This window comes from Wolbachia endosymbiont (group A) of Therophilus tumidulus (genome assembly GCF_964277345.1).
GTDB lineage: Bacteria > Pseudomonadota > Alphaproteobacteria > Rickettsiales > Anaplasmataceae > Wolbachia > Wolbachia pipientis.
Genome location: NZ_OZ195515.1, coordinates 1,206,685 through 1,218,962 on the forward strand (window position 1 = coordinate 1,206,685; position 12,278 = coordinate 1,218,962).

General features: G+C 35.4%; 11 protein-coding genes and 2 pseudogenes. 8 read left to right on the forward strand and 5 right to left on the reverse strand.

Annotation, left to right across the window (positions count from 1 at the left end):
* Positions 1 to 193 precede the first annotated feature (193 nt).
* The gene (radA, locus tag ACICQD_RS06385; RefSeq protein ID WP_264723993.1) at positions 194 to 1,537 is read left to right on the forward strand and encodes a DNA repair protein RadA; all 1,344 of its coding nucleotides are present in this window, start codon (positions 194 to 196) and stop codon (positions 1,535 to 1,537) included.
* Here radA and ftsY read toward each other — a convergent pair.
* Positions 1,524 to 2,435 (reverse strand): signal recognition particle-docking protein FtsY, encoded by a 912-nt coding sequence (gene ftsY / locus ACICQD_RS06390; protein WP_010962907.1) that lies wholly within the window; start codon positions 2,433 to 2,435, stop codon positions 1,524 to 1,526. The two genes, radA and ftsY, sit on opposite strands and share 14 nt — an antisense overlap.
* Positions 2,436 to 2,626: 191 nt before the next feature.
* Here ftsY and iscU point away from each other — a divergent pair, with 191 nt between their 5' ends.
* From iscU to hscA, 4 genes are read left to right on the forward strand one after another with little or no spacing between them, the layout of a single operon-like run.
* Positions 2,627 to 3,010, forward strand: a complete 384-nt coding sequence (gene iscU / locus ACICQD_RS06395) for a Fe-S cluster assembly scaffold IscU (RefSeq protein WP_007548853.1) — start codon at positions 2,627 to 2,629, stop codon at positions 3,008 to 3,010.
* 12 nt (positions 3,011 to 3,022) lie between these two features.
* On the forward strand, positions 3,023 to 3,436 hold the full coding sequence (locus ACICQD_RS06400; RefSeq protein WP_038199190.1) for a HesB/IscA family protein: 414 nt from the start codon (positions 3,023 to 3,025) through the stop codon (positions 3,434 to 3,436).
* The gene (locus ACICQD_RS06405) at positions 3,429 to 3,887 is read left to right on the forward strand and encodes an iron-sulfur cluster co-chaperone HscB C-terminal domain-containing protein (RefSeq protein WP_395461833.1); all 459 of its coding nucleotides are present in this window, start codon (positions 3,429 to 3,431) and stop codon (positions 3,885 to 3,887) included. Before ACICQD_RS06400 ends, ACICQD_RS06405 begins: the two co-directional genes overlap by 8 nt.
* On the forward strand, positions 3,865 to 5,613 hold the full coding sequence (hscA, locus tag ACICQD_RS06410; protein WP_395461768.1) for a Fe-S protein assembly chaperone HscA: 1,749 nt from the start codon (positions 3,865 to 3,867) through the stop codon (positions 5,611 to 5,613). The genes ACICQD_RS06405 and hscA overlap by 23 nt, the downstream gene beginning before the upstream one ends.
* A gap of 7 nt (positions 5,614 to 5,620) precedes the next feature.
* On the opposite strand, the gene lepB is transcribed toward hscA, so the two are convergent.
* Complete coding sequence (gene lepB / locus ACICQD_RS06415; protein ID WP_395461769.1) at positions 5,621 to 6,367, reverse strand: signal peptidase I; 747 nt, start codon at positions 6,365 to 6,367, stop codon at positions 5,621 to 5,623.
* Between the two features lie 772 nt (positions 6,368 to 7,139).
* On the opposite strand from lepB, the gene ACICQD_RS06420 reads away from it, so the two are divergent.
* Positions 7,140 to 7,966, forward strand: a protein-coding gene (locus tag ACICQD_RS06420; protein ID WP_395461446.1) for an IS5 family transposase whose coding sequence is annotated in 2 segments (ribosomal slippage) — positions 7,140 to 7,527 and positions 7,527 to 7,966 — 828 coding nt in all. Because the reading frame shifts where the segments join, the coding sequence is not laid out codon by codon here.
* Between the two features lie 16 nt (positions 7,967 to 7,982).
* Positions 7,983 to 8,105: pseudogene (locus ACICQD_RS06425) on the forward strand (IS5/IS1182 family transposase); the annotation flags it as partial.
* 67 nt (positions 8,106 to 8,172) lie between these two features.
* On the opposite strand, the gene ACICQD_RS06430 reads toward ACICQD_RS06425, so the two are convergent.
* From ACICQD_RS06430 to ACICQD_RS06440, 3 genes are all read right to left on the reverse strand, one after another.
* The gene (locus ACICQD_RS06430) at positions 8,173 to 8,304 is read right to left on the reverse strand and encodes a hypothetical protein (RefSeq protein ID WP_255317428.1); all 132 of its coding nucleotides are present in this window, start codon (positions 8,302 to 8,304) and stop codon (positions 8,173 to 8,175) included.
* Between the two features lie 45 nt (positions 8,305 to 8,349).
* On the reverse strand, positions 8,350 to 9,237 hold the full coding sequence (locus tag ACICQD_RS06435) for an aspartate carbamoyltransferase catalytic subunit (protein ID WP_038199193.1): 888 nt from the start codon (positions 9,235 to 9,237) through the stop codon (positions 8,350 to 8,352).
* Positions 9,238 to 9,440: 203 nt separating this feature from the next.
* Complete coding sequence (locus ACICQD_RS06440; protein ID WP_010082338.1) at positions 9,441 to 10,466, reverse strand: Fe(3+) ABC transporter substrate-binding protein; 1,026 nt, start codon at positions 10,464 to 10,466, stop codon at positions 9,441 to 9,443.
* A 546-nt stretch (positions 10,467 to 11,012) separates the two neighbouring features.
* Here ACICQD_RS06440 and ACICQD_RS06445 point away from each other — a divergent pair.
* Positions 11,013 to 12,253, forward strand: a pseudogene (locus ACICQD_RS06445) (IS4 family transposase).
* Positions 12,254 to 12,278: the final 25 nt, after the last annotated feature.

Below are 12,278 nucleotides of genomic sequence, written 5' to 3' on the forward strand. Positions count from 1 at the left end.
AATGAATCGCGGTATGAAGGTTCGCGGCGGCGTGACGATAAGCTCGTCATCCCGCTACTTGTTAGCGGGATCTAGAGATACCGCGAATGAATCGCGGTATGACATAGGGAACCCTTTCTTGGGTTAGCTATAGATTTACTTCGCATATTCAGCTAATTTTTATTACAATTACAACAAAATAATTTTGGCTTTGATGAAAACTGTATATGTATGTCAATCCTGTGGTCATAGCACTGGCAGGTGGGTAGGGAAGTGTATTGCATGTGACAATTGGGATACAGTTGTTGAGGAAATAGCAGTAAAAACGAGCAAAAGAAGTATATCTGCACCAATTTTAATAAAGACGTTATCGGGTAGCGAAATTATCACTCCAAGTCGTTTTTTAACAGGAATAGAAGAATTAGATAGAGTTTTTGGTGGGGGTATCGTTCAAGGTGCTAGCATTTTAATTGGTGGCGAACCTGGAATTGGGAAATCCACCCTTTTGCTTAGAATTGCAGCTAATGTTGTGCAACTTTCCTCTTTTGAATGTCTTTATGTATCTGGCGAGGAATCTTTAGAGCAAGTGAGTCTCAGAGCAAAGCGTCTTAAGATAAATGAACCTAAAATTAAGCTTTTATCTACAGTGTCTTTAACTGATGTAGTAGCAACAATAAAGGAAAATAAAAGTATTAAATTCTTAGTAATTGACTCTATACAAACAATGTATGATAGCAGAATTACATCAGCACCAGGAACTGTAACTCAGGTCCGCACTTGCGCACATGAATTAACCATTCTTGCGAAACAATATGGTATTTCCCTCTTAATAGTTGGCCATATAACTAAGGATGGACAAATAGCTGGACCTAAAACTTTGGAGCATATGGTGGATACGGTATTATATTTTGAAGGTGAAAATAGCAATCAATACCGCATTTTACGCACTATTAAAAATAGATTTGGCCCTGCAAATGAAATTGGTGTTTTTGAGATGTCTGAAGCAGGACTTGTGCCTGTTGATAACCCATCATCATTGTTTCTGATGGCCCATGACAGAGAAGTAGTTGGCAGCGCCGTATTTGCAGGAATTGAAGGTTCAAGACCAATTTTAATGGAAGTGCAAGCATTAATAGCAGGAACTAATATGGCAACCCCAAGAAGGGCAGTAGTTGGGTGGGATATTAATAGATTGGCTATGATCATCGCAGTGCTAAATGCTCGTTGCAAAATGTTTTTGCATGATAAAGAGGTATACCTAAACATTGCAGGGGGACTCAAAATACAGGAACCATCGGCTGATCTTGCTGTTGCTGCTTCCCTTATTTCAAGTGTAGTAAATTTACCGCTGCCAACTTCTTCAATAATCTGCGGTGAAGTTGCACTTTCAGGAGAAATTAGGAATGTCTCGCATGCTGATCTCAGACTAAAAGAAGCACAAAAGTTAGGATTCAAAAAAGCAATTATGCCTAAAAATGGTAATTACTCTTCTCACGATATTGAGATAATTAAGCTTGGTCACGTAAGGGAATTAAGAGAAATTTTTAATTACAATTAAATAACGCTTCAGCAAATTCTTTGCTAGTAAACTCCCTTAAGTCCTCTATATTTTCGCCAATTCCTATAGCATGTAACTTTATCTTATAAGCTTCTGCAAGTCCAATTACCACTCCACCCTTAGCAGTGCCATCTAGCTTTGTTACGATTAGCCCGGTAACATTAACCATTTTGCTAAATGCTTCTAATTGGCTATAAGCATTTTGGCCGGTAGTTGCATCAAGAACTAAAATAACATCATGAGGGGCAGTGTCATCCAATTTCTTTATCGTTCTATATATTTTTGATAACTCCTCCATAAGGTTCACATTATTTTGCAGCCTTCCTGCTGTGTCAATTAGAACAACATCAACGTTATCTTTTATAGCTTGACTTACAGCTCTGTATGCCACACTTGCAGAGTCGCTACCGTACTCTCCAGTAACAATTAAGCAATCAGAACGTTCTGCCCAAATGTTTAATTGCTCACTAGCAGCCGCTCTAAATGTATCGCATGCAACAAGCATAACGGATTTTCCCATTTCCTTATATTTATATGCAAGCTTACCTATAGTTGTGGTTTTACCGTTACCGTTTACTCCGCATACCATTATTATATGTGGTTTTTTGTTTAAAATTAGCGGTTGCACAGCAGGGTTCAATATCGATTCTATTTCGCTCATTAGCTGCTGTGTGATGGTATTATACTCAACTTCCTTGTCAAATTTGATGCTTGTGAGCCTATCGATAATCAACTTGGAAGTTTTATGACCAATATCCATGCTAATTAGCAATTCTTCTAATTCATCTAAAAGCGACTGATCTAATTTTTTTTTGCCAGAAAAAATACTTTTCACCCCGTCGCTAAAGCGAGAAGAAGTTTTTAACAGGCCCTGATAAAGGTTACTAAACAAACTCAAGGGATACTCCTTTTTAAATTATAAACTTAATTACAATATAAAGAATGACATGCACTACGTGAATTTGTAAAGTAAAATGCACTCAAAAACTACAATTTTACCTTACAAAAATTACACTTTTTGAGTGTATTTTACTTTAGTTTTTAACCTAAATATGTTATAATGTAGAATAGCGGTTCACAGGTAATTTTATGAGTTATAATGAGAAAATTTTAGATCATTACGAAAATCCAAGGAATGTTGGCTCTCTGGATAAAAATGATCCAAATGTTGGTACTGGCCTAGTTGGTGCACCATCGTGCGGTGATGTAATGAAATTGCAGATAAAGGTCAATGACAAAGGTGTTATTGAAGATGCAAAATTTAAAACTTTTGGTTGTGGTTCTGCCATTGCTTCAAGTTCCTTGTTAACAGAGATGATAAAGGGAAGAACCATCAGTGACGTTACACAGATAAAGAATACTCAAATAGTGGAAGAGTTGTCTTTACCTCCAGTGAAGATACACTGTTCGGTACTTGCTGAAGATGCTATAAAGGCTGCTATTCATGACTATCAAAGTAAACAAAAGAATTAAGAAGCTACGAACATGGGTGAATATCAAGAAGTAGGCGGAGGTGAAACTGTAAAAAAGAATAAAAAACTTATCACTATAACTGCGGAAGCAGTAGAAAGGATAAGGTATTTATTGGACCAAAAGAAGCATACTAACCTTGAGAAACCGGAAGAAGCAATAGGAATAAGAGTGCTAATTAAGCAAAAAGGATGTTCTGGTTTAAAATATGATATTGAATATGCATATGATACTCGTCCTTTAGAGTCGGTAATTGAAGAAAACTGTAGTGATGGCCAAAAAGTTAAAGTGTTGATCGACCCAAAATCCGTCATGTTTATTCTTGGCTCTGAAATGGATTATGTAGAAGAAAAATTTTCATCGGGTTTTGTTTTCAAAAATCCTAATGAGAAAGGAAAATGTGGTTGTGGAGAGAGTTTTCATGTCTAGCAACTATTTTGCATTGTTTGAAATTGAACCAGCTTTCAATATCAGCTTTGATGAGTTAGAGAAAAAATATATCGAGCTAAGCAGGACTGATATAAATGAAAGACAGTCCCAAAACATGGAAAATATTAACAGAGCTTATCAGATACTAAAGTCACCGCTAAAGCGTGCTGAGCATTTGCTGGATTTTTTTGATGTGAAAAGCCAAAAGGACCACTTAAATTCTGAAATATTAAGTGAATCAATGGAAATAAGAGAGTATTTGCTGGACTGCGACGATCTACAATTTGCAAGCAGGATGATTGATGAAAAAATAAAAGGTTGCATTAAAAACCTAATTAACACTTTTGCTGTAAAGAATTTTGATGGAGCTGCTACACAAGTCTTAAGATTGAAATATTTATATAAGTCATTTGAGGAGGTGAAAAAGAATGCAACCAATTCAAATTTCTGAACCAAATTCAAATGAAGTAGTTTTTGGTATAGACCTTGGCACCACCAATTCTTTGATTGCTATGGTAAATAAAGCTGGCAACGTGGAGATATTTAAAGATGAACAAGGAAGAGAACTGCTGCCTTCTGCTCTTTCATATGAAAATAATACATTGAAAACTGGCTACGATGTCGGTCAAAATGCAATCTACTCAATAAAGCGTTTAATGGGTAAAAGTGTTGAAGAATTAAATAAAGAAGGCGTTAATTTTGAAATAGATCATGAAAGCGAAAAAGTTATTAGAATAAAATGCGCAGAGGAAAAGTATCTTACTCCTATTGAGATTTCTGCTGAGATATTAAAAGCTTTATGTGAGAGGGTAAAAAAGTCTAAGGGGCTGGAAGTAAAAAAAGCAGTGATTACTGTGCCAGCTTACTTTGACGATTCAGCACGTAACGCAACCAAATATGCGGCAAAATTAGCTGGAATAGAAGTTCTTCGCCTCGTTAACGAGCCAACCGCTGCAGCGCTTTCTTACTCCATTGAAAAGAACAATAGCAGTGGAATATATGCAGTTTATGACCTTGGTGGCGGAACGTTCGATATTTCGATATTGAAATTGCACCAAGGAGTGTTTCAAGTCCTTGCGGTTGGTGGTGACACCAAACTCGGCGGTGATGATTTTGATCATTTGCTGAGTTCAATTGTGATTGATAAGTATAGAGAAAAGACGGCTAAGCAACTAAATTCCTTACTTATCGAATCACGCTCTGTGAAAGAGTACCTAAGCAATCACACTATAGGTATCTTTGAATTTAATGTTAACGGCAAGCCATTTGAGTGCGAAATTACCAGAGAAGAATTCGAGCAGGCAATCAGTTCTTTGGTCAATAAGACTATCAATATAGTCACTCGTACTATAAGCAACATAGATCTTAAAATTGATAATATAAAAGGAGTAATTTTAGTTGGTGGTGCAACTAGAACACCATTGGTTCAAAATTCACTAGTCAAACTCTTTGGAAATAAAGTACTAAATGACGTGGATCCAGATAAAGCAGTTGCCATTGGGGCAGCTCTGCAGGCTCATGATTTAACTTCGAGCTCAAAAGATAGGAATATTCTCCTGGATGTTCTACCTTTATCACTTGGCATAGAAACTATGGGAGGCATAGTTGAAAAAATCATACCAAGAAATACACCACTACCAGTTTCAGAGATAAAAGAGTTTACAACTTATATTGATGGGCAAACAGCAATGAAAATTCATGTTTGTCAGGGAGAACGTGAAATGATAGAGGATAACAAATCTCTAGCGCAGTTTGAACTAAAAGGTATACCGCCACTGCCTGCAGGTTCTGCAAGAGTTGAAATAGAATTTACAGTTAACGTTGACGGAATCTTGACTGTTACTGCAAGAGAAAAAACTACTGGAATTGAGCAGACAGTTAAAGTAAATTCAAGTTTTGGCTTGAGTGAAGCTGATGTTCAAAATATGGTTAACCAGTCAATAAACAGTTTTGACGAAGATATGAAGGCTCGTTCCCTTGCAGGTGCTAAAATTAATGGAAATAAACTCATACACTTGGTTGAAAACAATAATAACCTTTCCACTGATCAAAAGTTGAAAAACCTATTACAAAATGCAAAAAACGCTTTACAAGGCAATGACTTGAATGAAATTAACAACACTATCGCCGAGTTAGAAAATTCTTCTTTAGAGTTGTGTGAATTAACAAATAGGTAGAAAAAGCTTACACAACCTTGTGCAATACCCTATTTAATCTCAAAGCAACAGGTAACCTGAAATTAAATGGTAACCAATCGACCTTTCCTAATTTAAATGATAAACCAACTATGCTTACACGCCCAATGATATTTTCCATTGGTACAAAACCAACTTCAGGAAACCTACTATCTAAAGAATTATTTCTATTGTCTCCCATAACGAAAAATTGATCGTTAGGTACATAATAAACCGGAGTGTTATATGATAGCTTATTAGAAATGTCATCTACCAAAATCTCATGTTCCTTGCCACTTAAAAGCGTTTCTATATATCTTGGTATGTTACGATTTGACTCATAATCAAAAAAACTTTCAATTTGCCTTCGCTCTACTTTCTGATCATTTAGGTATAATTCTCCCTCTATCATTTGCACTTTGTCACCTGGTGTTCCTATTACTCGCTTAACAAACCTGATGCTGTCATTTCTTGTGGGTTTGAAAACTACTATGTCGCCACGCTTTGGAGGGGTATAAAAAATCCTGCCGCTAAAAATGTTTGGAGAAAATGGAAATGAGTGTTTACTGTAACCGTATGAATATTTACTAGTAAAAATGTAATCCCCTTCAAGTAGGGTGCTTTTCATTGAACCAGAAGGTATATGAAATGGCTCGAATAAAAAACTACGTATTGACAGCGCAATCAACAGTAAAAAAAACAATGAAGATAAAAATCTTCCCGTTCTTACCACCCAGTTTTTGCTTAGTTCTTCCAACTTTGTTTTTCTTATAAATTAAGCTTATTATAATACATAAATTAAAAAATGGTAATATGAAATTTTACTTGTGAATGTTATTCCTCTATTCAAAACGATTTTGAAAAGGCGGTTCATTTCTTTCAACGGTGTCATCCAAGTAGCTGACACATAACTGTACGAACATTGCAATTTGCAGGTGGCAGATGAAAGTAGCTGATGCACATCTGTACGAACATTTGCTTTTGTTAAGGTAATATGGTGTTATGAAAGTAGCTGACACTGGAATGGCTTTGTTGCATCGCTACTTATGAAAGGCTAACTATAGTTAGGATTATAAGCAACCTATTGAAAATCTTGTTTTTTTGCAATCAATCTGATCAAATTTAAGAATAGTAATTTGTTATTTATATTAATAAATTTAATTCTATTGAAAATAGCTAAAGCATTGAAATTCTTGAATTTTAGCCGGATTGGTAAATGGTAGTGAAATTTCTTTTACTCAAATTTAGGTATTCATTGACCGTTCTTGTTATAAATACCAGAATAATAAGCTACTGATATTCCCTATCTTTTTTATCTTTAATCCATCATAGCTAGCGATGCAACAAAGCCCACTGGAATCCAGGTTGTAACCGTTCACGGATTGTGAGAATGAATAAAGAACTAAGCAGTCGTAACTTTTGGAAGGGATTTTGGCCATTGAGACGTGATGTCAAAAATATCGACAACATTAGACTTCTTTCGAAACTAGGATAAAGCAGTAAAAATAGTAATTTTGAGGTAAGGAGAAATGAAGTATGAAATAGTGAAAGAGCTCGATAAAGGGGAGTTTCGTCGACTAACAGGAGTAAAGAGATCAACATTTAACAAAATGGTAGGGATTTTATGTGAAGAAAATAAAAAAAAGAAAGCCAAAGGAGGAAGGAAAAATAAGCTAAACGAGGAGAATATGCTGCTCATGGTATTAGAATACTTACGAGAATACCGTACATATTTTCACATAAGTCAAAGTTATGGAGTAAGTGAAAGTACGGCATATAAAACTGTAAAATGGGTAGAGGATACTCTAATACAACACCAAGATTTCGCATTGCCAGGACGAAAAGAACTCCTAAAAAGCGACGTGAAATATGAGATTTTGGTGATTGATGCAACGGAAACACCTGTAGAGAGACCAAAAAAAAGCAGAAAAGATTTTATTCAGGAAAGAAGAAAAAACATACGCTAAAAACACAAATAATTGCAGAAAAGAAGAGCAAGAAAATTATTTGTACGTCATTTTCAAACGGGAGAAAGCATGACTTTCGGCTTTTCAAGGAGTCAAAAGTGCATGTATCAGAAGGTATAAAAGTTTTAGCCGATGCTGGCTATAGAGGTTTTCAGAAAATTCACAAAAATGTCGAGTTGCCACACAGAAGGATGAAAAAGAGTCCCTTAATTAAGGAAAAAAAGGTAGAAAATCGGGAGCTAGCAAGCAAAAGAGTAGTAGTTGAGAATGTAATTGGTCTGTTAAAAAGATTCAAAATTATTGCAGACAGATACCGCAATCGGAGAAAACGTTTTGGCTTGAGATTCAATTTAATAGCAGGAATTCACAATTTTGAGCTGTCTATATGAGTTTCGAAAGAGGTCTAATGTAATTGGTCTGTTAAAAAGATTCAAAATTATTGCAGACAGATACCGCAATCGGAGAAAACGTTTTGGCTTGAGATTCAATTTAATAGCAGGAATTCACAATTTTGAGCTGTCTATATGAGTTTCGAAAGAGGTCTATTCTTTCCACAAATCTTTCTCCATGTTCCGACCAGGTGAAAAAGCTGTTTTTACGATAGCCGTCTAATTTGCCGTTCTGCAAGGTTGTTGATTGACTTCAGGCTTTCGTAAAAACTTCCACACCATATCCTCGGCCTTAACATCTTAATGGCCATTCTCAAACCATTTACAAGCCTTGTCATTTCATGCCCCCCCTTTTTGCATTAGTTGTGTAGCATCTTTTAATATTAGCAAGGCCTATAATAGTGCAACACTGCCTTACGTATTGCCAATCCAAATTCTACTTGCTGTAAAATAACACAATCTGCTACATCGCTGCTAATCTCAATCCCTCTGTTTATTGGCCCTGGGTGCATAACAATCGCATCTGGTTTTGCGTATGATAGCTTTTGTGAATCAAGTCCATACAAATAAAAATATTCTTTCTCTGAAGAACTATTATTCATGCGCTCTTTCTGCAATCTCAAAAGCATAATTACGTCAGCATCCTTTATACCTTCAATTAATGAATAATGGACTGAATCTACTTCAGGAAAATGCTTACAAATCAAAGTTGGTGGTGCGACCAAGTTTATCTCTGCTCCAAACATTTTTAGCAATCTTATATTTGATCTTGCAACTCTACTGTGCAGAATATCTCCACATATCACAACTTTGAGGTCCTTTATTTGCTTTTTGTGATTGCTGATTACAAAATAGTCTGCAAGAGCTTGAGTTGGATGTTCACTACTTCCATCGCCTGCATTGATTAGCGAGCAGTTAACATACTTTGCCAGTGTATTAATGATACCACTACTTTTATGCCTGATTATTATGTAATCAGGATTCATTGCATTTAATGTTTTGATCATGTCTTTTAGATCTTCTCCCTTGTTAATAGAAGAAGATCTTATTGGCAAAGTTACAACATTTGCTCCAAGGCTTTTTGCTGCTATTTCAAAAGACGCAAGTGTACGCGTTGAATCTTCAAAGAATAAATTTATTACTGTCTTATTTTCCAAGATATGACTATTTGCAACTTCTTTTTTAAGGTACTGGTTGGCCAACTTAGTTATATTTTCTACATCATCGACTGTAAGGTCTGAGATGTTTAACAAATTCCTTCTCTTGTTCATAGTTTCCTTTTCAACTACTTGAACCTATTCTACTTTCTTATTACCTTTTTTCAATAGACTTCTTGTGCAGCAATTGTTTTGGTGAAAGAACGGAAAAAGATAGTAAAGTCAAAATTAAGTTAGAAGGAAGAAAAAGTTCAGCGAGTCAAGAGTAAGGTATATTAGCATAAATCTTTCATCCCAATGTTTAGTGGCGCTGGGGATTACTTCCACTTACACTCATCCGCTATCATAACAGCCTCAAAAAGATGCTTCTCAAGTTCACTTAGAGGCAAATCACTTTGTGAATAATTTCCCCAAGATTTTAGTATATCGGAAGTTTCAACGCCTTCAATAATAGGATATTCTTGGTTTTTTTTAGCGTATAACTCTTGAGCCTGCTTGCTTACTAAAAATTCCAATAAGACTATAGCATTTTCCCTGTTTTTTGCGTTTTTTGTTACTGCTGCACCACTGATGTTTACCATTACACCGTGATCGTTGCGATTAGGAAAAAAAGCCCCTAGCTTGTCTGCAACATTCTTTTTATTTTCTGATGAAAGAATTCTCGCAAAGTAGTAGCTGTTTACTATTGCAACATCTCCCTCACCCGCTGCTACGGCGTAAATTTGATCAGTATCACCACCACTTGGTTTTCTTGCCATATTGCTCACAATTCCGCTTACCCATTCTTTCGTCTTTTCAAAACCATTATTTGCAATCATAAAAGCAATTAACGATCTGTTATATGGACTTGTAGAAGAACGCACTAATATTTTTCCTTTCCATTTTTCATTTGCTAAATCTTCATAAGTACTTAAGTCCTTAGGGTCTACTGACTCTTTATTGTAAACCAATATCCTAGCTCTTTTTGTAAGACCAAACCAATAATCTTCACTGTCTCTAAATCTTGCAGGTATAACACTTTTTAAAACCTCTGAATCTACTTGAGATAAAAGTCCTCTTTTTTTTGCTAGAATTAAGTTGATTGCATCAGCAGTCAAAAATAAGTCAGCTTCACCACCGTTTTCCATTCGTGAAAGTAGCTGAGAATAATCATCAATGATGTAACGTACTTTAATACCTGTATTTTTCGTGAATTCATCAAACAAAGTACGTACTAATTCTTCTTTGCGCGATGAATAAACATTTACCACTTGTGAGTCATTAGTTCCGTCGTTTCTGTATAAATAAGTAATAACTATCAATATAATTGCTATTAAGGATGTGAATATAAAGGCTTTTTTCATATTGGATAAAAAATAACTTCTTTCAGTTAAAGTTACCAAGATGGTACAACTTTAGCAAGTGTAAAGTTCGTTAGATAAATCATAAAAACTTCCTTGACAAGCTTCGCCAGCCCCCTTATTATAACACTGAAGCTATTTATTTATCTTCGCAATCTCTGCAGTGGATTAATGACAAAAAACTTAATGTATTTGGCGTAAATCATGCTTAATTTTTTGCACTATGTGCACCTTATGTCTTTATAAAATTTCTAGGTTTTTACCTAATATAAGCTGAAATGCGCTATTTAAAACATTAAAAAACGCTAACTTAAAAAATGGATAGTGAATAACTAGCTACCCTAGGGTTTCTTTTGCCTTTTTTTCTGTTTAGTAAATTGTATCCGTTCAGCCAATGGCGTCAACTTAAGGAAAAATATCAGCGATAGTGTATAAAATTTCTCTCTAAAACTTTTACCATTAAATTATCCAGAAGCCGCAGGAAACAGCACTTTTGTTTCTATTTTATTTCAACAAAGAAGTTTAAAATGTGTCCTTTTTAGGTGAAACATGCAAAAAGGAAAAAATTTTATTCTACAAATTAAAAATATAATATACTCGAAAGCTTTTCAGAGAATCCATTGTGTTGGAAAAAACAGTTTTACACGAACAAGAAAACTTCCTTTTTCGACAGTATTTTCTATGATTGTAAAGTTAGTTAAAAAAAGTTTGGGAATAGAATGTGAACTTATGGAGCCATTGACATGTAAAACTCCACCCTCAAAGCAAGCTTTTTCTAAAGCAAGGTATAAGATTTGCCATACAGGCTTTCAAGAATTTAAGCATCCAAACAGCCTATCAGGATGAACCTGAGTATGGAACTTGGAGAGGCTATAGACTTATTGCAGCAGATGGTTCTGGTATGAGATTACCCAGCTCTGAGGAAATTGTATCCGAGTTTGGCCGCTTTAAACCAAATGGAACAACAGGCACAATGCCACCATTGGCAATTTGTTTGTTGATTTGTGTACTTCGCTGATTTGTAGTGCTCGTCTTGCGGCTTGGAATATAGGTGAACAAACGTTGGCGGAAGAGCAATTACCCGAAGTTATCACTCAAATGCGTTCATTAAATCAAATTATTTATCTATGATCGTGGTTATCCTTCAGTAAAATTCATTCAGCAGCATTATGATTTGGAAGTAGATTTTATTTTTCGCTTGCAAAAAAGAAATTATAGCAAGCTATGGGAACGAATTGCATCTGGCGAATTAGATTTCGATTTTATATTAGAAAATGAAAAGCTAAAAAATAAAATGAAAGGACAGAAAGTAAGAGTTATAGTGCTGACATTAGCCAACGGAGAAACAGAGGTATTGATTACTTCACTTTTTGACCGAGTAAAATTTACTTTGGAAGATATCAGCAAAGCTTATGTGTTAAGGTGGCATATAGAGGAGTGCTATAAACGACTCAAAATAGGTGCAGAATTAGAGAATTTTTCTGGCGTAAATTTAGAGGCTGTATTACAAGAATTTTGGGCAAACTTAGTCATGTGTAATATATTGTCGCTTCATATGTGTGATGCACAAGGGCCTTGGAATCCAGATCAAATTGCTGAGTATCGTTTAAATTTTTCAGTTTTATTTGGTGTAATGAGGCAGAAACTCTATCAGGTACTTATTGCGCCAAAAAACTTTCAAGCCCTTTTTAAGTATACGCGCTAAAGTTAAAATCCGACCAGGACGATTGTATAGCCGCGATAAGGTAGATAAGCCCAAACGCCATCATGTCTTTAGGAGAGTTTGCTAATGGAGGCTCTTAAGTTGACGCCATT

Excerpts from the sequence above, each read along its gene's own strand:
- radA (WP_264723993.1), top strand. The coding sequence starts at position 194 with ATGAAAACTGTATATGTATGTCAATCCTGTGGTCATAGCACTGGCAGG.
- iscU (WP_007548853.1), top strand. The coding sequence starts at position 2,627 with ATGAGTTATAATGAGAAAATTTTAGATCATTACGAAAATCCAAGGAAT.
- ACICQD_RS06400 (WP_038199190.1), top strand. The coding sequence starts at position 3,023 with ATGGGTGAATATCAAGAAGTAGGCGGAGGTGAAACTGTAAAAAAGAAT.
- ACICQD_RS06405 (WP_395461833.1), top strand. The coding sequence starts at position 3,429 with ATGTCTAGCAACTATTTTGCATTGTTTGAAATTGAACCAGCTTTCAAT.
- hscA (WP_395461768.1), top strand. The coding sequence starts at position 3,865 with ATGCAACCAATTCAAATTTCTGAACCAAATTCAAATGAAGTAGTTTTT.
- ACICQD_RS06430 (WP_255317428.1), bottom strand. The coding sequence starts at position 8,304 with ATGACAAGGCTTGTAAATGGTTTGAGAATGGCCATTAAGATGTTAAGG.
- ACICQD_RS06435 (WP_038199193.1), bottom strand. The coding sequence starts at position 9,237 with ATGAACAAGAGAAGGAATTTGTTAAACATCTCAGACCTTACAGTCGAT.
- ACICQD_RS06440 (WP_010082338.1), bottom strand. The coding sequence starts at position 10,466 with ATGAAAAAAGCCTTTATATTCACATCCTTAATAGCAATTATATTGATA.